Source organism: Parapedobacter defluvii, assembly GCF_014642075.1.
Taxonomy (GTDB): domain Bacteria; phylum Bacteroidota; class Bacteroidia; order Sphingobacteriales; family Sphingobacteriaceae; genus Parapedobacter; species Parapedobacter defluvii.
The window spans coordinates 241,896-266,745 of the sequence record NZ_BMIK01000004.1 but is presented as its reverse complement, the minus strand read 5'-3'; the positions used below and the strand labels follow the sequence as shown (position 1 = coordinate 266,745).

Sequence of the window (24,850 nt, the reverse complement as noted above, 5' to 3'; positions counted from 1 at the left end):
CTTACTCAGGATGAAGGTGTCAAAAACGCACATTGTAGCAGCACAAATGGCTTTGAAAGCTTGTAAAATAGGGATACTGATGGTGATGATGGCGAGTCCCGTATTTGCCCAACGCAATAAAGGGAACATCCAGCAATCATTGGATTGGGCCAACGGTATTGTAATTGATGGAAAGCTCGATGAGTGGGAAGATTCGCTGACCTATGAACATGCCGTCCAAAAGTTCAGATACCACATCAAGAACGACGATGAAAACCTCTACATCGCCATGCGCGTAGTGGATAAAGACCGGCAGATGCAGATTTTTGCACAGGGTCTTGCCTTCATGGTCAATACAGATGGGAAAAAACGGGAAGGCCCAACTGTTTACTTTCCGGTTGCCGACCGGCTGGCGTTCCGGTCGATCATGTCAGCAGACAACGACGACCGTCCGGACGATATGCGCAAAGGAGCACTGGCAGCCATACGGGCGATTTACGTAATGCGGTTCAACGATGTCCTCGATGGGCAAATCTCCTTGCAGAATACCTACGGCATTCACGCCCAAGCTACATTGGATACGGCTGATGCATTATGCGTGGAAATGGCTGTACCGTTGGATCGCTTGGGGATGTCCTTGGATGACGCCAGCGAAGAGCTGGCATTCAACGTAAAAATAAACGGTGTCATGATACCCGGCAGTGGCAGTTCGCCCGCAATGATGAGGCGGGGATACGGATATCCCTATGGATATGGCTACGGTTATGGCTATCCCTACAGCTACGGACAGCAGGCACCCTCTAAACCGCGTGAAGAACCCGGCGTTTGGGTCTTGGCACCACTGGCCAAAGAATGAAGATATTTTACGAACATACGAATGACTAATTTCAATCAATCAGGTACTAAACAAACCGTTATTCGAGTGGCCTTATTGGCCGCTCTATTTTTTTTCCTCGTGCTGCCCGGTTTTTCGCAGACCAACAAACGGGTACAAGGCACGTTAAGCGATTCGCGGGGGGAAGCCATCGTAGGCGCTTCCATCAAACTGGTGTCCGACCAGGATTCGGTACAGACCAGTTCAGGCAGTGGAGGCCTATTTTCCTTCAACAACATCAAGGGCAGCCGCTTTGTACTGACGGTAACCAGTCTGGGATACGATACGCTTCGACAACGGTACGCGTTCGAGGGAGGCAAAAACGAACTGATGCTGCCCATCAGCCTCAACGAATCCAGCCGGATGCTAGCCGAAGTATCCGTTACAGGCGCTGCCCCCATTACGGTAAAAGAAGACACCCTGGAATATTCCACTAAAAACCTCCGGTTACGGGAAGGAGCACTGGTGGGCGATGCACTCAAAAAGCTGGACGGCGTGGAAGTGGATAAAGATGGCAACGTAACGGCACAGGGCGAAACGGTAACCCGTGCCCGCATTAACGGAAAGGATTTCTTCGGAGGAGACATCAAGGCCGCTATCCAGAATCTGCCGGCAGAGATTGTCGAACGCATACAAATTGTGGATGATTACGGCGATATGGCCAATATCACCGGCAACCGCAGTGGTGACCCCGAGCGCGTGTTGAACCTGCAAATTGCTCCGGATAAAAATAACGGCGATTTCGGGAATTTCCGCGTGGGCGGCGGTACGGATGAGCGGTATCAGGTAACCGGTTCATACGGCAAATTCAAAGAAGGAATGCAACTTTCGGTATTAAGCAACCTGAATAACGTAAATGCCAACCTGTTTGACTTCAACGTTCGCAGCGGTGGAGCCCGCCGTGGCCCCGGTGCAGGAAGCTTTGGCCGCGGGTTTGGCGGTGGAGCCGGCTCCGGGTTCGGCGGCTGGTCCGGAGCCAGCAATGGCCTCACCAATACACAATCCATCGGTGTAAACTATCGTCAGGATTTCAGCCCGAAACTGACGATGTATGGCGACTACAGCTTCGGCCATACCGACAATACCACGCTAACGGATGAATTTCGCGAAGAGCCACTTCCCGGGGGCACCACCTATACAAACAGCAATATGAACAACGGCAGCATCGGAAATGACCACCGCTTCAGCTGGAACATTGAATACAAGCCTGACGACAAAAATTACATCAAGTTTTCGCCCAACCTGACCTTCCGCCAAAGCCGGGCGGATAACTTGTCATTGAGCTCAAACCGGCAGGATGAGCAGCTGATTAATGATCTGACAAACCGCCAACTCAGTAAATCGTATGCACCAAACTATGGCGCCAGCGGCCTGTATAACCGAAGGCTCAACGATAAAGGCCGAAATATCTTCCTCAACTTTTCATTGAACACCGCCAGTACAGAACAGGATCAGGAGCGTATACTGAACACCCTGGTCTATGAAACGGCGATTGAGGACCTTGATAGCGTCTATCAACAGCATTTGGTCGACCTGGAAAACAAAAGCCTCAACGGAGGTGCAACCCTCTCTTATATCGAACCCCTCGGGCAATACAGCACCCTGGAATTGAGTTATGACTTCAATTTCGCATCGTACGACAACTATCGCAATGCCAATGCATACGATATCGATGGTGTAATTATCGACAACCCCGAATACAACAACAACCGGACGTACGACTATACTTTCTACACACACCGCGGCACCCTCAGCTACCGCTACCGGAAAGAAAAATGGAACTATTCATTTGGCGTGGCTGCCCAACCCAATTTACTCCAGGGAGGAGGGAACATTGACGGGAACGCGATCGAGATTCATCGAACCGGATTCAACTGGATGCCCGTCGCCCGCGTAGAATATGAAATTTCCCGCACCCAGCGGTTTAACATCAATTATTCCGGAAGGGCAAACGAACCGAGCTTCACCCAGCTGCAACCCTTTACGGATTATTCCAATGCCAATGCGCCGGTAACAGGTAATCCGGATCTTTCCGCCGAGTTTACCCATGAATTGCGGATGTTTTACCGCAACTTCAACATCAGCGGCGGCAATTCATTCTTCGCCGGTATCACCGGATCGTTGGCTGAAGATAAGATCGTAACCAACCGCACCACATCTTTCAATGACTCCATCGGCGTGGTGCAGGCCACAGAATACCTCAATACCAACGGATTTTATAATACGCGTGGATTTTACAATTTCTCCAAACCTTTTGCCGACCGTACCTATACCTTGTCATTCGGCGGCATGATTATGTATAACAATAACGTTTCGTATGTGTCTTCGCAAGTAGCCGGTCAGGATGCACCTTCTTGGGAAACCTTGCGGAACATCGCACGCAACTGGGTTTTTTCTCAAAATGTCAACTTCCGGTATAACCCCAAAGAAACCCTGGAGATCACACCGGGCATACGTTATACTTATAACACCACCACCAATACAGTTACCTCGCGCAACAATGCCAACAATAACGTATCTACCTGGGCACTTACTTTAAACGGCACGGTAAACCTCACGCCCACATGGATTTTCGGTGCTGACCTGGCTAAGACAACCAACAACGGATATACCAGTTCCGTCGGTGCCAATCCCATGATTATCGACGCCTATATCGAAAAGCAATTTTTCAAAGGCAAAAATGGTGCGATCCGTTTTCAGGCGTTTGATCTGCTGAACGAGCAAACCAACGTATCGCGCAGTGTCACAGAAAACATCATCATCGACAGCCGTACCAATCGGCTGGCACGTTATTTCATGCTTACGTTGTCATACCGTTTCTCCAACTTTGCGGGGGGCAGTATGGGATTCGATGGCCCTGGGGGGCCAGGTGGCCGTGGCGGATGGGGAGGAGACCAACGGGGAGGTGGTCGTTTTTAACCCTATATTTGCTATCTTGCGCAACTATGGAATACGAGCTTATTCACCTCCCCAACGGCATCCGGATCGTTCTGCACCAGGTTGCATCACCCGTATCCCATGCTTGTATGCTTATCAACGCAGGAGCGAGGGACGAACGGAAAGGTAATTATGGACTGGCCCACTTTATCGAACACCTGTTATTCAAGCAGACGGAGAAACGGAATACCCATCAGATACTAAACCGCCTCGAATCCGTGGGAGGAGATCTCAATGCTTATACGACCAAGGAATATACCTGCGTTCACGCCTCTTTTCTGACCCCCTATTTGGGGCGTACATTGGACCTGTTCGAAGATTTGTTTTTCCATTCTGTATTTCCTGAACATGAGCTGGAAAAGGAAAAAGGAGTCATTATGGATGAAATGGCATCTTATCTTGACAGTCCCGAAGATTCCATCCTCGATGATTTTGAGGATCAGTTATTCCAAGGGCATGAACTGGGACATAATATATTGGGTACCGAAGCCGACCTTACCCAGCTTACCCGTAACGATATTGCTGAATTTATCCGTAAAAACTACCAAACACATGAAATAATCGTCGGGATTACAGGTAACTACTCCATACGTAGTGTAACTGCGTTGGCTGCACGCACCCTGGGTAAAGTATGCCGGGCTTCCGGTCGCCGCGACCGGATACCACCGCAAAGGTCGGAACCGCTGCAAACCCGGATACCAAAACCCATCAACCAAACCCATTACATGCTGGGTGGTATGGCCTATAGTGTACACGATCCCAACAAGGTAGGATTACTGTTACTCAACAACTTACTCGGCGGAATGGGAATGACCTCGAAACTCAATTTAGTAGTCCGGGAAAAACATGGCATTGCCTATACCATCGAGTCCAGCTATACACCGCTTTCGGATACCGGAATTTTTCACATTTATTTGGGAACAGACGCAGAAAAAACGGATAAAGCGCTGCGGCTGGTCCGTGGTGAACTGCGTAAACTCCGCGAGCATCAATTGGGCGTCATGCAATTGCACCAGGCAAAGCAGAAATTCAAGGGGCAGATCGCGTTGGCTGAAGAAAACCGCCTGAGCCTGATTATTTCACTCGCCAAAAACCTGATGGACGATGGTAGGGTACAGACATTAGCGGAGGTATTCGCCCAGATAGATGCCGTAGATGCCCAACAATTACTGCATATTGCCAATGAAATCCTGGATGAGGAGAACCTTTCTTCTTTAGGTTTTTTTCCCGAATAGGGGTATTAAAAATACCGTTCAAAAGCTACACCATAAGTAAATAACAGATTCTCGCTATCCGTACGGTTAATACGGTTATACGTAAGGGCGGCCTTAAGACTGAGCCAGCGGTTTAGTCTAAATGAGATATCGTTTGTAAGCCGAATGTTATAATCGGAAGCCTTGGAAAGCGAAGGTTGGTAAAAATTGTTGCCCTGAACTACGATAAACGAACCAATGACAAATTTGTAAGCTACCCGGAAGGAATTACGTACCGTTTGGTAGTGGATAGGCAAATCATTTTCCAGAATGCTGCTTGCATCAAAAAGAAATCCGTCACTCAGATTGAAATAAGCAGTCTCGGTATCAAAAAAGCTGTATGCTAGTCCTGCACCTGCTAATAGCTGGTTTTTAATTTTTAAGGAGTAGCTCGTATTGTAATTGGCCAATCCCCAATAAAACAGCTTTTTATCGGGCCGGTAAAAGTTTGCATCAAACGTTGACGAGAAGTCGTTGTTGGTCTTGCTGCCATCCTGCTGGCCATAGAGCCAGTTATTGCTCCAGTTGAGGCGCACCCGTTCCTTCTGGATCGAAAATCGCAATCCGTTATTGAAAAGATAGGCACTTTTGGCATTCGCCCGGTTAATCGAATTGGTCGAAGACAGTTGTATGTAATAATGAGTGCTATCGCTCCATTGTGCCACGGCTGTAGTGATGGTAGTCACGTACAGCGGTAGCAAGCAAGCTATTCGTCGGATCATATAAGCAAAAATACGAAAAACCACCCGGAAGCGATCCTTCACGGGTGGTTGTCCTATTTTTCCACAGTCCGGGTGATTATTCCGTCAATCGGGTTTGTGGTAGTTCGACGGTACCGGGGTCTTGCCAAAGGCCATCTTTTTCAGCTTTTGCTTTTACCTCCTCCGCTCGTTTTTCGCTATCCGGGTGCGAGCTCAGCATTTTTTCGAAACCCGATACATTTGTGTCGCCACTACTCAGCAAGGCAAGTTTCTTGAATGCGGTGTAAGCGGCCACCACATTGTAGCCGTGCTGCTTCATGAAGCCGTAAGCATATTCGTCTGCCTCAGATTCCTGCTTTCTACTATGTGAGGCATCAAGCATCGCGTTGGCCAACTCACCTAACTGGCTATCGGAAAGAGCCTGTACCGTTTTGGAAGCAGATCCCGCCGCATCGATGGCAGCAGCCTTCATGTATGCATTTTTCATGGCGTCTTTCGTATCTTCATTTTTCACGTGGCCGATTTCATGGCCAATAATTGATAGCAATTCGTCATCGGTCATGATGTCCATCAATGAGGAAAATACGCGGACACTTCCATCTGCACACGCAAAGGCGTTGATATCACTCACTAAATATACTTTATAATTCAGTGCCAGCCCATCCTGGGATTGATGTTTGCCAAACAGACGTTCCAGCCGCTGGGTATATGGATCATCCGGGCCGGCGACTTCGTTGTGTTCATCCATCCAATTTACAGCCTCTTTTGATAGCTTGATCGCATCTTCGTTGGTAAACGTGAAAGCAGAAACACTATTGGATGCCGCGCTCGCAGCCTTTCCCAGGTTTAGTTTCTGTGCATTCGCAGCACCAATCAAACAAGCTGCGACAAGGAATGTAAAAACCAGTTTCTTCATGTTATGAAATTAGATATGAGTATGTGCTCCGGAATCAACCAAAACCCATACCAAAATTTCCTCCCGCCGATACAAAGGTACCTTTACCAATATTGCGTATCTTCGTGATTCAATACATTTCTATTCCAAATGAAACCAACAATCACGATCGAATATTGCCCGAAGTGCGGCTGGATGCTGAGATCCGTTTATTTAGCTTCCGAGCTGCTTACCACATTTAACGACGAATTGAATGGCGTAATGCTACGCCCCTCGGAAACCGAGGGAAAATTCACGATATACATAGATGGACACCCCGTTATCGACCGGAAAACAGATGGTGGATTCCCCGAAATAACGGCACTGAAGCGTCTGATCCGGGATCATGTGGCCCCCGACAAACTGTTAGGGCATTCGGAAAAAACAACGAATAAATGAAGGGAAGACTGAAAAGACAGATTCGATACGTTGCGATAGAAAATGAATTTGGAAAATTTTAATATTGTTGTCGATTTGTTAAAATAATGTTAAAAATTAAGCATACTATTTGATATTATCACAAAATAAATTACCTTTACACCATCATAATTTAGGTTTATAATTGGTTAGTAAAGGTTTCCATTCTCCCCGTTTGGAAACCTTTCATTAGTTAGGAGTATTGCTTGCCTATTGAGAATAAGTTTCCCACCAGTGTTGGATGCTGAAATCATCCAAATGCTCCTTTTCGGATAAATCGATGTCTTTATTAATCATATAAAGGTCGCCGGCGCGCAGGGTGTCCAAAGATGGAAAGGAGGATTCGTAACTTTTTTCAACCTTTAATGCACCAGAAAATAATTCCAAGGATTGTCCCGCTTCGTTATCAAACGCATCAACTTGCAATAAAAGCGGAAGTTCAAGCACTTCGATATCCATCAATGCGGTACGCAGCCCAAATGGCAATGAAGCTTTCTCGATGTATAACACGGATCGCCCGTCCATCCGCAACGCCTCACTACCGGTTTCGCGTAGTGTACTTTCTTGGTCCCAGAAAAACGCACGATTCACCGAGTCACCAAATATAAACTGGAAACGATGCGGATCGGGAATTGTATCCTGCTGAAAATCTATATCGGTTTTGTTATCTCTAATATCCGTGGCCGAGACCGTGCTTTTTGACTCATGCTGACAGGCACTGCTCAATACCAGACAAATGAATACCGCATTCACGGCCCTAAGTTGGATTTTTGCGCCCCATTGAATTACCTTGAACCAAGAATGTACCATGCACCGAATTTCTAGAACAAATGCGGGATTTGCAAAAACGATTCCCGCCCAAAAAATATTTTATTTTTTTTCTTGTGGGAGTGTACAAAATACACTATCTTTGCACCATCATAATTTAGGTTTATAATTGGTTAGTAAAGGCTTTCATTCTCCCCGTTTGGAAGCCTTTCATTTTATCTACTACCGATAAACCCCTGTATAAGTTTTTAAAATTTGATCCAGAAAATTCGTTATCTTTGGAAAAAGGAGGTGTCTTATGCGATCCTATTCAATGGTTCTGCCACCAACGCGGAATAATCTATGGGAATATACCCGGCTGAAAGGTAACATCAGTATCATTCTTCTTTTTTCCGCATTGGGCTTGATTGCGCAGGAAAGTAAATTCGACAAAAAAGTAGCCGTAGATCAATTACCCGTACCAAACGAAAATAAACAATTATTTTACCTGCAACGCGATCCGGACGAAAACACGGTGATCTATCAACTTAACATGAAAGACAGTGTGGTAGACTCCGATGAACCCATAAACGTATATTGGATACGCTATGCGGAAGGAGGGATACGTAAGGACTTAAATTTTATACAGCGGACTATGGCCTATGGCATCAGCCATAAGCAACTCGACAATGGGAGCTATGAATTGCGCCTGGCCGCTTACAAAAGTCACCCCTTACGGCTTTCCTATTGCGATAAGAGCAAAAAATACGTGGTATACACATCCATCAACAACCGGGAGGCTATTCTTGACCGGATTTTCGTACGCATTGACGGCGGAAGTCAGCTCAATCCTGACATTGCTTATTTCGAGTTGAGTGGCCGGGATGCGGCGACCCTCGCACGTGTGGCGGAACGGATCAAGCCATGAAACTGCTTGTCCTCATCGGATTGATCATTGCCGTGGAGACCCATCAGTTCCTGGTCCAGGATGAACAAAGTCTACGCAACGACATGGTCCGCCAGCAGCTCGAAGCCCGTGGCATCAACCATGATGCCACGCTCGATGCGATGCGAAAGGTGCAACGGCACCTGTTCGTGCCGCCACAGTATCGGGCGCAGGCATATGCCGATTCGCCACTGTCCATCGGTCACGGACAGACCATCTCACAGCCCTATATCGTGGCCTACATGACTCAATTGCTCGACCTAAAGCCGAATCACCGTGTCCTTGAAATCGGTACAGGGTCCGGTTACCAAGCAGCCGTGCTAGCTGAGATGGTCAACGAGGTATATACCATCGAAATCGTGAAGGAACTGGGTCAACAGGCTGAAAAATTATTGGACAGCCTGGGGTATGCCAACGTAACCGTCATCATCGGAGATGGCTACAAAGGACTGGAAACCAAAGCGCCGTTTGACGCCATCGTCGTTACCGCTGCACCCGATGAAATCCCTCCGCCGCTGATCAAGCAACTGAAAGACGGCGGAAAGATGGTCATACCCGTAGGGCCACCTGCAGCGGTACAGACATTGATTCTGATGGAAAAACAGAATGGAAAAGTCGTTGAAACCAAACTCACGCCTGTGCGGTTCGTCCCCTTCACCCGGAGTCAGTAAATAATTGTAAATTTAAACGCCAAAGGTTCAAAGTGCCCGATCAGTTCGCTGATCAACCGATCTCCATATTTTACATACAGTAGTCCAAAGTTTTCAGATCGCTCCTGTAATCCTCCGCCGGGGAAAAGTTTTTCTTTGATGCGGTCTATTTGAATCAGCGCATCTTCATGATTCCGTTTATCCGCTTTCAGCAGTTTTTTCTCCAGGTTGTTAATCGCTTTTTTGAGTCTAGCCTTTACCGCGTCTGTACTTGGCCCCAATGTCGGATCAATCTTGTGGGCGCGCAACCGCAGTTTACCGAAAATGGCATTGAGTTCCATCCATTCATCGTGCAGGTTCAGCCGATGTTTTGTATGCCGGCGCACATATTCCTTCTTCAACTCATCCGTTGGCTTGAAAATACTCCGGAAGGTCAGGTCAAGCCGGAGCACTTTCACCGCCATGTTATCGTCGGTTATCATGGCAGAGTTGCGTGGCACCAAAATGGGAAAATCCACGCCATAGTGCTCGAAGCAGGCTTTCAATTGCAACCAGTAGACAATCTCAGCTCCCCCGCCGATGTAGGCAAGATTAGGCAAGATCAATTCCTGATACAGCGGTCGCATGACCACATTCGGACTAAACCGATCCGGATGATTGCTTATCTCAGCGCGCAATTCCTCCTCAGTGAAATAAATTCCCTGACGGAGCACTTCATACCGGCCGTCGTCAAGCCGCACAATGCGTTCCCGGAACGCATCGGTCAAGTAAAAAAAATTGATTTCGCGGGCATGTACCTGAGTGGAGAACCCCGCATCCTTCAACGCATTAGAGGTCTTTTCGATCGCACTGTGGCTATGTTCGCCCAGGATGTCCTGTTCGATTACCGGTGCAAAGCGTTGCTTAAGCCAGCGGTCGTCCGCATCCATAATGACCAGTCCATACGAGCCAAACAGCTGATGGACAAGATAGCGTGTAGCGGCAGCAAGGTTATCATGTTTCAGGTACGCTTCCTCGATCATGCCGGATAACCGGGAAGAATTTTCCGAGAGACCAAGAAAATTCTGGTACCGGCGTACCGTTTCGGCAATGCCTTCCGTTTTTATCCGCCCGGTAGCTCCCTGGGTACTAGCTTCCCACACGATCTTCCTTCCATGGAGCCGGGTATGGTTAATCTCCGCAAAATCATGGTCTTCGGTAGCCATCCAATAGACGGGCACAAAGGTATATTCCGGAAAAGCTTTCTTCAAATCGCACGCCAGCCGAATAGTGGTCGCGATTTTAAAAATGAAATACAAAGGTCCCGTGAAGATATTCAGTTGATGCCCCGTGGTAACCGTAAAAGTCCGCTCGTCGGCCAATGCTTCCACATTAGCAGCCACCACTTGTTGTTCCGGCAGCAGCGTTCCATATTGGTGTTTAAGACGCTGTACCAGCCCCTCTCTTTCTGTTTTACCAACCTTAGCCGTTATCTGCCGGGCAAAACCTTCCATATCCGGCCGGTTACCTGCAAAGGGTTCAAGAGCCGGATCGTTATTCAAATAAGCCAGCAGTGTCTTTGAAAAGCTGTTGGTATCCTTATAGTCTATGTAGGTTGCCTTCATTGCCCAGCAAAGATAGGGGTTACCACCAAAAGCAGCGACTGATAACGATTATTTGACAATCGTTCCATACAGGTCGAAGTCTTCGGCCCGGTCCACATGCACCTGCACAAACCGGCCAGGTGTAAGATACTGGTCTGCAACAGGAATAAGCACCTCATTGTCCACTTCCGGTGAATCGTATTCCGTACGCCCTACAAAATATTCTCCCTCTATTTTATCCACCAGTACTTTGTAGGTGTTGCCAACCCGGGTTTGGTTAATGTCATAAGAAATACCCTGCTGGATTTCCATAATCTGTTCTACACGGGCGGCTTTTTCCGTTTCGGGAATATCGTCAATCAAGCTATATGCATGGGTCTTCTCTTCGTGCGAATAGGTAAAACATCCCAAACGGTCAAAGCGGGTAGCTGCAACCCATTGCTTAAGCTCTTCAAAATCCTGTTCAGTTTCTCCCGGGTACCCGCAAATGAGTGTTGTCCGCAAGGCAATGTCCGGCACACGATCACGGATGGAATGGATTAGGTCCAGGGTCTTCTGCTTGGTAATGCCCCGGCGCATCGACCGCAGCATGTTATCGCTGATGTGCTGCAACGGCATATCCAGGTAATTACAGATGTTGGCACGCTCCTTCATAACGTCAAGGACGTCCGTCGGGAATCCCGATGGGTACGCATATTGCAACCGGATCCATTCAATTCCCTCCACATCCGAGAGCCGTCTGAGCAAATCTGCAAGATTACGTTTGCCGTAAAGGTCCAAACCGTAGTAGGTGAGATCCTGTGCAATCAGTATAAGTTCCTTGGTACCGTTTTTTGCAAGGTATTGTGCTTCGTTCACCAAGCTTTCCATCGACTTGGATACATGCTTGCCCCGCATGAGCGGGATAGCACAAAACGAACAGGGTCGGTTGCAACCCTCTGCAATCTTGAAATAGGCAAAATGCGAAGGGGTGGTAAGCATCCGTTCGCCGACCAATTCGCGTTTGTAATCAGCACCCAGGGTGCCCAATAGCGCCTGCAGGTCATTGGTTCCGAAGTATGCGTCGACATTGGGAATCTCTGTCTGCAGCTCTGGCTTATATCGCTCGGAAAGACAGCCGGTCACAATCACTTTTCCAACCTTTCCTTCCGCTTTAAGCGCACTGTATTGCAAAATGGTATCGATGGACTCCTGCTTGGCGTTATCGATAAAGCCGCACGTATTGATCACGACGATATCATCCGCCTGTATATTCGATGCTTCATGCACCACCGGCATGTCATTACCACGCAATTGCCCCATCAGCACTTCGCTGTCGTGGATATTCTTGGAGCAGCCCAATGTGACCACATTCACACGTGGTTTCTGTGCTGCAGCAGGACGTTTTATCTGTTTCGTTCTCATGGTAATGGTACGATCACTTAAACAGCGAATCGACAAACTCCTTTTTATTGAACAACTGGAGGTCTCCTACCTTTTCACCCACACCGATGTATTTCACGGGGATTTTAAATTGATCAGAGATACCGATAACCACACCTCCTTTCGCTGTACCGTCAAGTTTGGTAAGCGCCAGCGCGTTCACATCGGTAGCCTGGGTAAACTGCTTGCATTGTTCAATGGCATTCTGTCCAGTCGAGGCGTCAAGCACTAACAATATTTCATGCGGCGCTCCCGGCACCACCTTCTGCATCACCTGTTTAATTTTGGTAAGCTCGTTCATCAAGGCCACCTTGTTATGCAGTCGCCCAGCCGTATCAATGATTGCCACATCGTCGCCGCTGGCCACCGCAGATTTGACCGTATCAAAAGCTACCGATGCGGGATCCGATCCCATTGCCTGCGCAACGACACGCACACCTACACGTTCACCCCACAGCTTGATCTGGTCTACGGCCGCTGCCCTGAACGTATCGGCCGCACCCAATACCACACGGTTTCCGGCTTCCCTAAGCTGATGGGCTAATTTACCAATGGTGGTGGTTTTGCCTACGCCGTTAACCCCTACAACCATGATCACATAGGGTTTGTGATCGCCGTATTCGAAATGCTCGAAGTCCGAACTGTTGTTTTCCGCGAGTAACGCCTGTATTTCCTCACGCAGAATGTTGTTGAGTTCAGAGGTGTTTACGTACTTATCGCGTGCCACACGCGTCTGGATACGCTCGATGATTTTAAGCGTGGTGGTCACACCGACATCAGAAGTAACCAATACCTCTTCCAAATCATCCAGCACTTCATCATCAACGGTGGATTTTCCTACTACGGCCTTGGTTATTTTGGAGAAAAACCCTTCCTTGGTTTTCTCAAGACCCCGGTCTAATGCTTCTTGTGCTTCCGGTGTTTCCTGCTTTTTTTTGAAAAAATCAAATAGTCCCATTAGCCACTCCGTTAAAAAAGATTATAACAAAAAAGCCCTTCCGGCAGGCTTCCGAAACGGCTTTTTATATATCCTATGCACGAAAATTACTGTGCAGCCGATTCAATAACGGCTTCACGGGCCACCTCAATGGCTTCTTTTACGTGGTCGTTGTGTGCAATCAATTCTTTGAAGGTATATGCACCGGTCTTCGGAGACTTAACGGCAGTAATAACCTTCGTGTAGTCTTTACCTTTACCCGTTTTGAGTGATGCTACTGCTTTCTTTGCCATGTCTTATTACGTGTTGTGCAAATTGCTGTGGAAAGCAACTGCGGATTTACTTAATTTCTTTATGAACGGTCACCCGCCTCAATACAGGATTGAATTTCTTCAATTCCAACCGCTCGGTAGTGTTTTTCTTGTTTTTAGTGGTAATGTAACGCGACATCCCTGGAAGCCCGCTCTCTTTGTGCTCGGTACATTCTAGAATTACCTGTACCCTATTTCCTTTTTTTGCCATTGTCCTATTCTATTATCATCCGCCCTAAACCGGGTGGAAATTGCCTTAATTAAACGTATCCCTTTTTGATAAATTTATTGATCACGGCAGTAATGCCGTTCTTATTGATGGTCTTTATCGCTGAGGTGGACACTTTCAGGGTAATCCAACGGTTTTCCTCGGGAATGAAAAATCGCTTGGTCTGCAGGTTGGGGTAAAACTTACGTTTCGTCCTCTTGTTCGAATTAGAAACGTTGTATCCGTTCATCGCCCCTTTTCCTGTTAAATCACAAACTCTTGACATGATCGTATGCTGTTTATCTTTTTAAATGCCTTTTTCGCAAAGAGCTTGCAAATATCAGCATTTGTTTTTTATTAAACAATTTTTTTTTATTTTAAGGTTAACCCCATGGAATGATCGTTAACAGGGTGTCATCACTTTTCCAAAACAAAACCTTGCACAGCACTGTATATAGTTTATCCAGCATACCTTGATAAACAGACGCATACTAGGCTACCGGCTAGCTAGTAACGTTTATTATGCTAATTTTTAAGCAATCATGGTAAAACGCAGAAGTAAAAGGGTGCCTATATCAATCGTAATCTGCTGGGTTTGCTGGGCATCCTGCGCATGGCTAAAAGGTTATTCCCAACAGGATACCCTTAAACAAGACACGATACAACAGGATACCCTTACAACGACCCTCCAGCCCGGGAATACTGCGCAGCCCGATTCAGTACAGACGGTAAAAGGAAAGGTGACGGACGATAAAGGAAAGCCCCTCGCGGGCGTAACCATTGGCATTAAAGGATCAGAGACGCAAACGCAGTCTGACGACCAAGGTGCATTTGAAATCCGGGCTTCCACGGACTCCGCAGCGATGCTCACTTTTTCGATGCTGGGTTTTGAACCGTTTGAAATGCCCATGAGCCTAGCCAATGGCCAAACCGTGGTACTCGTGCCTTCGGCAGCCCAAACGCTGGAAGAGGTGGTAGTCATCGGGTATGGCACCGTGCAACGGCAAAACCTGACAGGCGCTGTCAGTTCGCTGGAGGGCAGTGCCTTCCAAAACAATGCTATCACAAATACAGAAGATGGCATTGCCGGTAAAATTGCCGGTGTTCGGGTAAGCCAGAGCACCGGTGGACCGGGTAAAGCGGCCAATATTAAAATACGGGGGCTGAATTCCATCACTGCATCCAGCAACCCACTATACGTCATTGACGGTATTCCCCAAGATCACATGCGAAATGTAAATCCCCGGGATATTGCCTCGATCGAAGTGCTGAAAGACGCATCAGCATCGGCGATATACGGTGCACGCGGAGGCAATGGAGTCGTTGTCATCACCACCAAGTCGGGTGCATCGGGTGCCACCCAAGTGGATTTCAGCAGTTACGCAGGCTTTCAGGAGGTAGACCGTTTCCTGCCCATGATGGACACCCGTGAATATATTGCCTATATCCGCTATTTGCGCGATTCGCGCTTTCAGCAGACCGGAGGCGACTTATCGCTGCCGATTTCGAGCCGTCCGGCGGAATACCAGTACCCGGAAAGTTACCTGAATCCAGTCTCTTTGCCCAACAACAACTGGCAGGATATCGTCTATCAACGTGCACCTATGCAAAACTATGCGCTGACCGTATCCGGCGGAGGTGACGTAGGCACGTTTCTGCTGTCGGGCTCTTACCTGAATCAAGACGGCGTCATGCAATATACGGGCTTTGAACGGTATAACCTGCGCGCCAATACCCATTTCAACATCGGTGAAAAAATAAAAGTAGGTGCAAACGTAGCTGCCTCTTTCAATCGGATGGATGATCCGGAAACCGATGGAAAAGAGAGCAACGCCCACTACGCTCTGGCCATGCCTCCGGTGGTGGACATCGATCAAAATACCGAAGCCACGGGTTATTCGCCTGCGCAGACGTATGTTAATCCCCTTGCCCGGCTACGCGAGATGACTGCACGGGCGAAGGCAAGTGAACTGCAGATCAATAGCTTTGCCGAATATCTTCCCATTGAAAGAATGACCCTGCGTACCCAGATCGGTTATATTTCCGCCCACGCGGCATACAACGAATTTACACCGGCCAATGTAAATCGGGGAGCACAAGCCACGGGCTATGCCTCCAGCACGGACAACTATTCGTTCAGCATTCAGAATACTGTCACCTATCGGCCGGATCTGGGCGAGGACCATACGCTGGAACTTCTGCTGGGACAGAGCTACGAAAACATCCGCCAGGAAATCTTAGCCGCTGCTGGCGACGGCTATCCAAACGACCTGCTTCCTACACTGAATAATGCCAACAATCCCACATTGGCAAGCACGACCATTGGTGAAAGTGCGGTCACATCATTTTTCGGCCGCGCCCAATACCAGTTCCTCGATAAGTACTTACTATCGGTGAGCGCACGATACGATGGTTCGTCACGTTTTGGTGCCAATAATAAGTGGGGGCTGTTTCCTGCCCTCTCTGCCGGATGGAAAATCAACGGCGAACCCTTCCTACAGGATGTCGAGTGGCTGTCGTTGCTGAAAATACGGGCATCGGTCGGTAAGGCCGGCAATGATCGGATCGGGAACTATGAGCACATTTCGTTGCTCGGCTCTCAAGACTACAACTTAAACGGAAAGTTAGTCAATGGATTAGTACCTAGCAACATTGCTAATCCAAACCTCAGCTGGGAAACCACGGTGTCAAGAGACATTGGGTTAGACTTCTGGTTACTGGATAATCGGATCCGGTTGACGGCCGACGCTTACTTTAATAAAACGACAGACTTGCTGCTCAATGTACCCGTGACCCGGGTGAGTGGCTTTTCAACCATCCGGCGCAATGTAGGAGAAGTGGAAAACAAAGGGTTTGAACTGGAGTTGACCACCCAAAATATAAAAACGGAGAATTTCACCTGGGAGACGTCTCTTAACTTCTCCAAAAACAACAACAAAGTACTCGCACTTGCACCCGGCATTGACCAGCTCATCATGCTGAGCACACTGAATGATTTCAACGCTTATGCAACCATCGTGGGACAACCCGTAGGAAGCTTTTATATGTATAAGACAAATGGAGTATTACTACCAGAAGATTTTGACGCCGACGGAAACGCATTGGTCCCCATTGTTAACGGACAACTGGAAGGGAACCTGAAAATCGTGGATCTAAACAATGACGGACAGATAAACGAACAGGACCATACCATAGTGGGTAACGCCCAGCCCCATTTCTTATGGGGCTTGTCAAGTCGCTCAACCTATAAAGGGTTCGACTTCAGCTTCGACATCCAGGGACAACAAGGGGGCGATCTCTTTTATTTAGGTAGACGCGGCTTCAACAACGGGCTGGGTGAAGGTACCAATCAATACCGTGATTGGTTACATGCGTACAAACCGGCTGTATACGCGGGTAATATACCCGACGGGATTGACATGAGCTGGGACGGGAACACCCCAAGTGTAGTCGGGGTGAACCCACCCTACAACGATACCTGGATCTACGATGCGACATTTGTACGGATCCGCAACATTACACTGGGTTACAATTTTGCCAAAACGTTTCTGAAACGGTGGAAGGTACGAGCTATCCGGTTGTTTATTATGGCAGACAACCTCCATACATTCACCAATTATCCCGGTGCCAACCCCGAAGCGAACAATGCCGGAGGTTCCGACGCAGGTGAAAATACGCGGCCCGGCACCGATTATGGCGGATACCCATTATCCAAACGGTTTACTTTCGGAATAAACGCTTCTTTTTAGTGTACAAGGCAGAATAACATGAAAAATTCCAAGATAATGAATATACGCAATTTGCTCGGTCTGCTGACGCTTGCAGTGTCTTTAGGTTTCAGCGCTTGCAACAAAGATCTGGAGCTGACCCCGGAATCATCCTATAATACCGCAGACTTCTATCAAACCATCAACGACTTCCGGCAGGCATTGTTCGGTGCTTACGGAGGCCTGCGCTCCGTGCAGGGCTTCGACTATCCGATGATGATGGAAAGTCTGAGCGACAACGTCAACACCTTGCAAAATACCACCAACAATCCACTCGCACGTTTTGGTTTCACACCAGGTGACGACCGTATTCTAGGGGTATGGTCGGCTTATTGGAACGTGATTAACCGCACCAATAACATCCTGGATCAGATCGATGCCGGTGAATTTCCAAACGAAGAAACGAGAACCATCATGAAGGGCGAAACCCAATTTATCCGCGGATACTGCTATTTCCAATTAGGCTGGATTTTCGGCGGGATGCCCCTCATCGATCGTGTGATGAACGCCGAGGAGATCACGACAGTCGCCCGTAGCACCCAAGCAGAAACCTTTGCTTTTGCGACTGCCGACCTGGAAGCCGCCGCTGCAGCCCTACCTGAAAGCCAGGGTGGAGACAATCTCGGCCGGGCAACCCGCTATGCAGCGAAAGCCATTCTTGCCCGCCTGCACCTATTCACAAAAAACTATGACGCCGCACGTCCACTACTTGAAGAAATTCTCGCCTACGACGGATTTACTCCATTCGAACAATTTTCCGACTGTTTCCTGAATACGCGCGACAATGGATCGGAGCATGTGTTCCAAATCCAATATACGTCCGGACTGAACAGCCAAGGGAATCCGCTGGTTTACTCGCTTGTGCCAGAAAATCTTCGTTCTGAGCAGTTCCCCCAAGGCGGGCGCTCCACGTGGCTGGCCGTGTCCAACGACCTGTACGAAGCATACGATACCTCCGATGTGCGCCGTGATTTCACAATCCAAAAAGGATATACGAGCGCCAACAACGTGATTGACAGCCTAACGTTGCTTTTTATCAAATATGCACACGGTACGGTTCCGCCCAATAACCTCGACAACGACGTAAACCTTTCGATTGTACGCATCACCGACGTACAGCTTATGTATGCAGAAGTGTTGAATGAAATGGGATATACACCCGATGGTGAGGCCTTTACTTTATTAAACACTGTGCGCGGCCGTGCGGGACTGGATAGCTTAACCAGCTCGGAAATACCCGATCCGGATACATTCCGCGATACCCTCTTTAACGAACGGCGTCTGGAGTTTGCCTGCGAAGCGCTCCGCTGGTTCGATATCGTACGGCAAGGACCGGAGCGGGCAGCTGCCATCATGAATGCTTTCCTTGCCCGGGAGGAAGAGGGGGGCGGTTCACTTACCTTTGATCCGAAGTACCTGCTGATGCCCATTCCGGATAGCGAAATACGCACCAATCCGGCATTGGAACAAAATCCCGGCTACTGAAATTTCTTCGCGTTCACCTTTCGCTCGTTTTCCGTCAGGAAGATTTTCCGGAGCCGGATGCTTTTGGGCGTTACTTCGATGTATTCATCCGCTTGGATGTACTCCATGGATTCTTCAAGTGAAAACTTGATGGCCGGTGCAATACGTACGTTATCGTCACTACCCGAAGCACGCATATTGGTGAGTTGCTTGCCTTTTACCAGGTTCACTACCAGATCGTTGTCACGGATATGCTCACCTACAATCTGCCCCTCATAGACTTCCACGCCCGGATCTACAAAGAAACGACCACGGTCCTGTAGCTTGTCAATGGAGTATGCGGTGGTCTGACCCTTTTCCATGGATACCAATACGCCCGCCAAGCGGCCGGGAATGGGTCCTTTCCAAGGTTCGTATGCCTTAAAACGATGTGCCATCACGGCTTCGCCTGCCGTAGCGGTTAGTACATTATTACGTAAGCCAATAATACCCCGCGAAGGGATGTCAAATTCAAGGTGCTGCATGTCGCCTTTGGTTTCCATCACCAAAAGCTCACCTTTGCGCTGCGTGACCAGCTCAATCACTTTTCCGGATACTTCAGCAGGTACGTCTACCACTAGGGTTTCAATGGGTTCACATTTAACCCCGTCAATTTCTTTAACGATAACCTGTGGCTGCCCTACCTGCAATTCATAACCTTCCCGGCGCATGGTTTCAATCAGTACCGACAAGTGGAGGATACCCCTGCCGTACACCAGGTATGAATCCGGAGATTCCGTAGGTATTACTTTAAGGGCCAGGTTTTTCTCCATCTCTTTATACAGACGCTCCTGAAGGTGGCGTGAGGTGACAAATTTGCCCTCTTTACCAAAGAACGGAGACGTGTTAATGGTGAAGAGCATATTCATCGTCGGTTCATCAATCTTGATGACCGCCAGTTGCTCCGGGTTTTCAAAATCAGCAATCGTATCGCCAATATCAAAACCCTCAATGCCCACCACCGCGCAGATATCGCCCGCTTTGACTTCCTGTACTTTTACACGGCCAAGACCTTCAAAGGTATGCAGTTCTTTCACACGGGATTTCACAATTTTCCCATCGCGCTTCACCAACGATACCGGTTGATTTTCCTTGATGGAACCACGGGCCACACGGCCGATAGCAATACGCCCCACGAAAGAAGAGTAATCCAATGAAGTTACCTGCATTTGTAGGGTACCTTCGTTGTAAGGTGCCGCGGGGATATATTCCAGGATCGCTTCCAACAGATCCGTAAAATCTTCTTTGGGCTGCTTCCAATCAGTAGACATCCAGCCCTGCTTGGATGAGCCATATAATACCGGAAAATCCAGTTGCTCTTCCGTCGCGTCTAGGCTGAAAAACAGGTCGAACACTGCCTCGTAGACCTCATCGGGCCGGCAGTTTTCCTTGTCGACTTTATTCACTACCACGATGGGTTTCAGACCCAAACCGAGGGCTTTCTGCGTAACAAAGCGGGTTTGCGGCATGGGACCTTCAAAGGCGTCTACAAGAAGGATCACTCCGTCTGCCATTTTCAGTACCCGCTCCACTTCACCGCCAAAGTCGGCGTGGCCCGGTGTATCGATGATATTGATTTTGACATCTTTATATTTTACCGACACATTTTTTGAGACAATCGTAATGCCCCGTTCGCGTTCGAGGTCGTTGTTGTCCAGTATCAGTTCACCGGCCTGCTCATTTTCGCGGAAAAGGTTGGTAAAATGAAGGATCTTGTCCACCAGGGTAGTCTTGCCATGGTCGACGTGTGCAATAATTGCTATGTTTCTGATTTTCTGCATCCCGGCAAACTATTTATCAAATTTTGAGGGCGCAAAGGTAGGGAAATTCTGATGAAAATCAGGAGATTTTTTAAACAACCCGTAAATTCTTGCCCACTTTTGTAAACGCTGCAATGGCTTTATCCAGATGATGTTGCTCATGTGCGGCCGAAAGTTGCACCCGGATACGCGCTTTTCCCTGTGGTACTACCGGATAGTAGAAGCCGATCACATAAATGCCTTCCGCCAACATTTTAGCAGCAAATTCCTGAGCAAGTGGCGCATCATACAGCATCACCGGCACAATGGGATGCATGCCCGGTTTGATGTCAAACCCTGCTTCGGTCATTTTCTCCCGGAAATAGCGGGTATTACGTTCCAGCTTATCGCGCAGCTCGGTGGTTTCACTCAGCATATCCAGCACGGCAATGGATGCGCCTGCGATGGCTGGCGCCAAGGTATTGGAAAAAAGATACGGCCGCGAGCGCTGGCGCAGCATCTCAATAATTTCCCTGCGGCCAGAAGTGAATCCCCCCGATGCACCCCCCAAAGCCTTGCCTAACGTGCCGGTAATGATATCCACCCGGCCCATCACTCCATGCAGCTCATGCGTACCGCGCCCCGTCTTACCGATAAATCCCGTACAATGGGATTCGTCAATCATCACCAGCGCTTCATATTGATCGGCCAGATCGCAGATTTTGTCTAACGGCGCAATACTGCCGTCCATCGAAAAGGCCCCATCTGTGACAATGATGCGATGGCGTGCCCCTTGAGTCGCTTTGAGCTGTGTTTCCAGATCCACCATGTCACAGTTTCTATAGCGGAAACGCTGGGCCTTGCAGAGCCGTACTCCATCGATAATGGAGGCATGGTTCAGTTCATCGGAGATAATCGCATCTTCCGCACCAAACAAGGGTTCAAACACCCCGCCATTGGCATCGAATGCCGCTGCATACAGAATGGTATCCTCCGTGCCCAAAAATTCCGATATCTTAGCTTCCAGTGCTTTATGGATATCCTGCGTACCGCAGATGAAACGTACGGATGACAGCCCATACCCATGCGTATCGATCGTCTTTTTCGCTGCTTCGATGACGTTGGGATGGGAAGAAAGCCCCAGGTAGTTATTAGCGCAGAAGTTTATCACTTCTGCCCCGCTTTGGATTTTGATATCCGCACCCTGTGGGGTTACGATAACGCGTTCGGTCTTATATAATCCTGCGTCCTTAATGGCCTGCAGTTCCTGCTTCAATGCGGGTTGGAGAGTTTTGTACATGTGGCAAAAATTAAAAAGTTAAAGCGAGCTCAACAAAATTAAATCAAAAGTAAAAATTTAAAATCGTATCTCAGTTCTCATATCCCATATCTCATATCTCATATCTCCAAAAAGCCTATCTTTGCGCCATGGCACGTGAAATCTACGAAACCAAGCGAAAAGCGCTACAAATCAACCTCAATGGGGAAATCTACGGAACATTTGCCGAAATCGGTGCCGGACAGGAAGTAGCCCGCAATTTCTTCAATGCGGGAGCAGCTTCGGGAACCATTGCCAAAACCATGTCAGCCTATGATATGACCTTCAGTGACGCCATTTACGGTGCAGAAGACTCGGGAAGGTATGTGAGCCGTTCGAGGCTGCGCAAAATGCTCGAACATGAATATGAGCTGCTTACCGAGCGGCTCACGGGTGAAAAATATCAAAATAAACGGCTGTTTGCCTTTGCTAATACCGTTTCGGCACTCAACTTCAGCAAAACAAACGAACCACACGGATGGATCGGGATCCGTTTTCAGCACCAAGTGGGCGGTGCACCCAACGAGATTATCTTTCACGTGCGGTTATTGGACAGCGACAATTTACTACAACAGAAAGTTCTGGGCGTATTGGGTGTCAATCTTGTTTTTGCCGCTTACTATTATACCCGGGATGTGCAGACCATGATCGAATCGCTCGCCGACAACCTATCGCCTGGTGCAGTACAGATTGACTTGGTGAAAGTAGACGGCCCGGCCTTTAAGGACGTAAATGAACGGCTCATCAACCTTTACCTCATCGCAAAGGGTTTTTCCAAAGCAGCCATATTCAATCCACAGGGATCGGCATACCAAAGCAAGGACTTCCTTTACAAAAAGGATATCATGATTTTACGCACCAAATACCGGCAAAAATCCAATCCCCATTTCGACCTGTTTAACCTCGCTGTTGAGCAGTTTAAGCGTAACCTTCAACTATCCGATGACAACCTGGTTGTGATGATTGAAGTGTTGATGAGCAATGTACTTGATCAAACACCGCAGTTTACACCCGATGACCTCCAATATTTCGCCGAACGCGCGGAATACCTATGCAGTACAGGAAATCACATTTTGGTATCCAACTTCACGCGCAACCATTACCTCGCAGAGTACCTATCTCAGTTTAAACCACGGAATGTAGGGATCTCCACAAACATCTCCAACCTGCGCAACACTTTTAACTCCAAACAATACAACAAGGGTAATTACACCGACGAACTGCTTGCTTACGTAAGCGGGTTGTTCAGCAAAAATGTAAAACTCTATGCTTACCCTTATCTTAATAGGCAGGATAATCAAATCATCACAACGGCCAACATGCCTGTATCGGACGAGGCTCGGCCACTTTTTGAGTTTCTCGTCAAAAATAGATACATCATTGATATTGAAGGATACGATGAACGGCATGTAAAGACAGTTTAAAGGAATACGGGGGTCAGTGACGAGTGAGCAATAAATAATACGATGCAACAAGAAAATGTCATATTGGTTAACGAACGTGATGAGGTTATTGGTACCATGGAAAAACTGGAGGCCCATCAGAAAGGATTACTCCATCGTGCCATCAGTGTTTTTATATTCGATAACCAGCACCGCTTATTGCTTCAACAACGGGCAGCCCATAAATACCACAGTGCCGGGCTGTGGACCAACACCTGTTGCAGCCACCCGGCCCCCGGTGAGACCGCATCGGCTGCCGCCCATCGCCGGTTGGAAGAGGAAATGGGCATGCACGTTCCCCTGACGTTTGCCTTTACATTCCGTTACCGTGCGCCCTTTGACAACGGACTGGTGGAACATGAACTGGATCATGTATTCATCGGATATAGCAATCATCCGCCTATTCCCAATCCGGCAGAAGTAGCGGCCTACCGATGGTCGGACCGTACGACGATTGACCGGGAAAACAGAGAAAACCCCGAAGCGTACACCGCCTGGTTTAAATTAATCTACGACAAAGTGTTCGAGCGGGCCTGACCTTTCAATGCAGGCGTTTGGTTAGCTGTTCTTCTACAGATTTATATACCTGCAGGGGCTTTTGGTTCCGCCAACTGAGGTCGTCCAGTTTACCGCCAAAATTGATAAAATAATCAATATTGCTCGATTTAAATTCATCAATTACGTGTTTGCGGAAATTAATGCCCGCTATCCAGCCATCTTCAATATCCTGAAACCATTCCTCATAATAGCAATCGTCCGAAGCATGAAAATTGAGTACGTTTTCACCCATCATGATGAATTTATTGATACCTGCGCTGATCATCAAGTCGATCACCTCCCGCTTAAGCAGCATGATATCGTTGTATATGGCATCATTCCACTCGCCAATCAGCTCGATAATGGCATATCCTCGCTGATAATCAGCAAATAAAACCTTTAAGTACAACGTATTGGAACCAAAGTTATCCCACTGTGGATGAAGCAAGAAATTGTATATTTGCTTATCAAACTCAAACTCATTGTACTCCGTTCCATAGAACGGGGATAACTCATCTTCGGCAGCGATGTAATCATCTCTCCAGCGGTAATAGGGCTCAATCTCGTGCATCGCCTTGTATATTTTATTTTTACAAAAGTGCTAATATTTTAGGACAACAAAAAAAGGGTCAACTTGCTTTTTTA

At 48.0% G+C, this 24,850-nt stretch carries 22 protein-coding genes; 10 read left to right on the top strand and 12 right to left on the bottom strand.

Features of this window, described 5'->3' with window-relative positions; all coding sequences use genetic code 11:
- Positions 1–10 precede the first annotated feature (10 nt).
- The 3 genes from IEX60_RS09270 to IEX60_RS09260 are packed head-to-tail and all read left to right on the top strand — an operon-like array spanning position 11 to position 5,025.
- The gene (locus IEX60_RS09270; RefSeq protein ID WP_188749814.1) at positions 11–835 is read left to right on the top strand and encodes a hypothetical protein; all 825 of its coding nucleotides are present in this window, start codon (positions 11–13) and stop codon (positions 833–835) included.
- Positions 836–856: 21 nt separating this feature from the next.
- On the top strand, positions 857–3,772 hold the full coding sequence (locus IEX60_RS09265; protein ID WP_188749812.1) for a TonB-dependent receptor: 2,916 nt from the start codon (positions 857–859) through the stop codon (positions 3,770–3,772).
- A 26-nt stretch (positions 3,773–3,798) separates the two neighbouring features.
- Positions 3,799–5,025: a M16 family metallopeptidase gene (locus IEX60_RS09260; protein WP_188749811.1), complete on the top strand. Its 1,227-nt coding sequence runs from the start codon at positions 3,799–3,801 to the stop codon at positions 5,023–5,025.
- Between the two features lie 5 nt (positions 5,026–5,030).
- Here IEX60_RS09260 and IEX60_RS09255 read toward each other — a convergent pair whose 3' ends face one another.
- Together IEX60_RS09255 and IEX60_RS09250 are read right to left on the bottom strand one after the other, a co-directional pair.
- Positions 5,031–5,765 carry a DUF481 domain-containing protein gene (locus tag IEX60_RS09255; protein WP_188749809.1) on the bottom strand — a complete coding sequence of 245 codons (735 nt, stop codon included), beginning with the start codon at positions 5,763–5,765 and terminating at the stop codon, positions 5,031–5,033.
- A 76-nt stretch (positions 5,766–5,841) separates the two neighbouring features.
- Complete coding sequence (locus tag IEX60_RS09250; RefSeq protein WP_188749807.1) at positions 5,842–6,660, bottom strand: M48 family metallopeptidase; 819 nt, start codon at positions 6,658–6,660, stop codon at positions 5,842–5,844.
- 129 nt (positions 6,661–6,789) lie between these two features.
- Between IEX60_RS09250 and IEX60_RS09245 the strand changes: the two genes are divergently transcribed.
- Positions 6,790–7,077: an Rdx family protein gene (locus tag IEX60_RS09245; RefSeq protein ID WP_188749805.1), complete on the top strand. Its 288-nt coding sequence runs from the start codon at positions 6,790–6,792 to the stop codon at positions 7,075–7,077.
- 228 nt (positions 7,078–7,305) lie between these two features.
- On the opposite strand, the gene IEX60_RS09240 is transcribed toward IEX60_RS09245, so the two are convergent.
- Positions 7,306–7,848: a hypothetical protein gene (locus IEX60_RS09240; RefSeq protein ID WP_188749803.1), complete on the bottom strand. Its 543-nt coding sequence runs from the start codon at positions 7,846–7,848 to the stop codon at positions 7,306–7,308.
- Between the two features lie 313 nt (positions 7,849–8,161).
- On the opposite strand from IEX60_RS09240, the gene IEX60_RS09235 reads away from it, so the two are divergent.
- Positions 8,162–8,770 (top strand): DUF4833 domain-containing protein, encoded by a 609-nt coding sequence (locus IEX60_RS09235; protein WP_188749801.1) that lies wholly within the window; start codon positions 8,162–8,164, stop codon positions 8,768–8,770.
- On the top strand, positions 8,767–9,459 hold the full coding sequence (locus tag IEX60_RS09230) for a protein-L-isoaspartate(D-aspartate) O-methyltransferase (RefSeq protein WP_188749799.1): 693 nt from the start codon (positions 8,767–8,769) through the stop codon (positions 9,457–9,459). Before IEX60_RS09235 ends, IEX60_RS09230 begins: the two co-directional genes overlap by 4 nt.
- Here IEX60_RS09230 and bshC read toward each other — a convergent pair.
- From bshC to rpmB, 6 genes are all read right to left on the bottom strand, one after another.
- On the bottom strand, positions 9,453–11,042 hold the full coding sequence (gene bshC / locus IEX60_RS09225) for a bacillithiol biosynthesis cysteine-adding enzyme BshC (protein WP_188749797.1): 1,590 nt from the start codon (positions 11,040–11,042) through the stop codon (positions 9,453–9,455). The two genes, IEX60_RS09230 and bshC, sit on opposite strands and share 7 nt — an antisense overlap.
- 48 nt (positions 11,043–11,090) lie before the next feature.
- A complete protein-coding gene (gene rimO / locus IEX60_RS09220) occupies positions 11,091–12,425 on the bottom strand; it encodes a 30S ribosomal protein S12 methylthiotransferase RimO (RefSeq protein WP_188749795.1) in 1,335 nt (444 codons plus the stop codon).
- A gap of 13 nt (positions 12,426–12,438) precedes the next feature.
- On the bottom strand, positions 12,439–13,401 hold the full coding sequence (ftsY, locus tag IEX60_RS09215; RefSeq protein WP_188749793.1) for a signal recognition particle-docking protein FtsY: 963 nt from the start codon (positions 13,399–13,401) through the stop codon (positions 12,439–12,441).
- A gap of 86 nt (positions 13,402–13,487) precedes the next feature.
- Positions 13,488–13,673, bottom strand: a complete 186-nt coding sequence (locus IEX60_RS09210) for a DUF4295 domain-containing protein (protein WP_188749791.1) — start codon at positions 13,671–13,673, stop codon at positions 13,488–13,490.
- A gap of 46 nt (positions 13,674–13,719) precedes the next feature.
- Positions 13,720–13,902 (bottom strand): 50S ribosomal protein L33, encoded by a 183-nt coding sequence (gene rpmG, locus IEX60_RS09205; RefSeq protein WP_079718388.1) that lies wholly within the window; start codon positions 13,900–13,902, stop codon positions 13,720–13,722.
- A 49-nt stretch (positions 13,903–13,951) separates the two neighbouring features.
- A complete protein-coding gene (gene rpmB, locus IEX60_RS09200) occupies positions 13,952–14,185 on the bottom strand; it encodes a 50S ribosomal protein L28 (protein WP_188749789.1) in 234 nt (77 codons plus the stop codon).
- Positions 14,186–14,465: 280 nt separating this feature from the next.
- Between rpmB and IEX60_RS09195 the strand changes: the two genes are divergently transcribed.
- Complete coding sequence (locus tag IEX60_RS09195; RefSeq protein WP_188749787.1) at positions 14,466–17,648, top strand: SusC/RagA family TonB-linked outer membrane protein; 3,183 nt, start codon at positions 14,466–14,468, stop codon at positions 17,646–17,648.
- A 36-nt stretch (positions 17,649–17,684) separates the two neighbouring features.
- A complete protein-coding gene (locus tag IEX60_RS09190; protein WP_188749785.1) occupies positions 17,685–19,151 on the top strand; it encodes a RagB/SusD family nutrient uptake outer membrane protein in 1,467 nt (488 codons plus the stop codon).
- Here IEX60_RS09190 and typA read toward each other — a convergent pair.
- Both typA and kbl read right to left on the bottom strand, forming a co-directional pair.
- Entirely contained in the window at positions 19,145–20,950 is a 1,806-nt protein-coding gene (typA, locus tag IEX60_RS09185; protein WP_188749783.1) for a translational GTPase TypA, read from the bottom strand. The two genes, IEX60_RS09190 and typA, sit on opposite strands and share 7 nt — an antisense overlap.
- Positions 20,951–21,020: 70 nt before the next feature.
- Positions 21,021–22,208 (bottom strand): glycine C-acetyltransferase, encoded by a 1,188-nt coding sequence (gene kbl, locus IEX60_RS09180; protein ID WP_188749780.1) that lies wholly within the window; start codon positions 22,206–22,208, stop codon positions 21,021–21,023.
- A gap of 128 nt (positions 22,209–22,336) precedes the next feature.
- Here kbl and IEX60_RS09175 point away from each other — a divergent pair, with 128 nt between their 5' ends.
- Both IEX60_RS09175 and idi read left to right on the top strand, forming a co-directional pair.
- Positions 22,337–23,650 carry a nicotinamide mononucleotide adenylyltransferase gene (locus IEX60_RS09175; protein WP_188749778.1) on the top strand — a complete coding sequence of 438 codons (1,314 nt, stop codon included), beginning with the start codon at positions 22,337–22,339 and terminating at the stop codon, positions 23,648–23,650.
- Between the two features lie 42 nt (positions 23,651–23,692).
- Entirely contained in the window at positions 23,693–24,205 is a 513-nt protein-coding gene (idi, locus tag IEX60_RS09170; RefSeq protein ID WP_188749776.1) for an isopentenyl-diphosphate Delta-isomerase, read from the top strand.
- A gap of 4 nt (positions 24,206–24,209) precedes the next feature.
- Here idi and IEX60_RS09165 read toward each other — a convergent pair whose 3' ends face one another.
- The gene (locus IEX60_RS09165) at positions 24,210–24,776 is read right to left on the bottom strand and encodes a hypothetical protein (protein ID WP_188749774.1); all 567 of its coding nucleotides are present in this window, start codon (positions 24,774–24,776) and stop codon (positions 24,210–24,212) included.
- Positions 24,777–24,850: the final 74 nt, after the last annotated feature.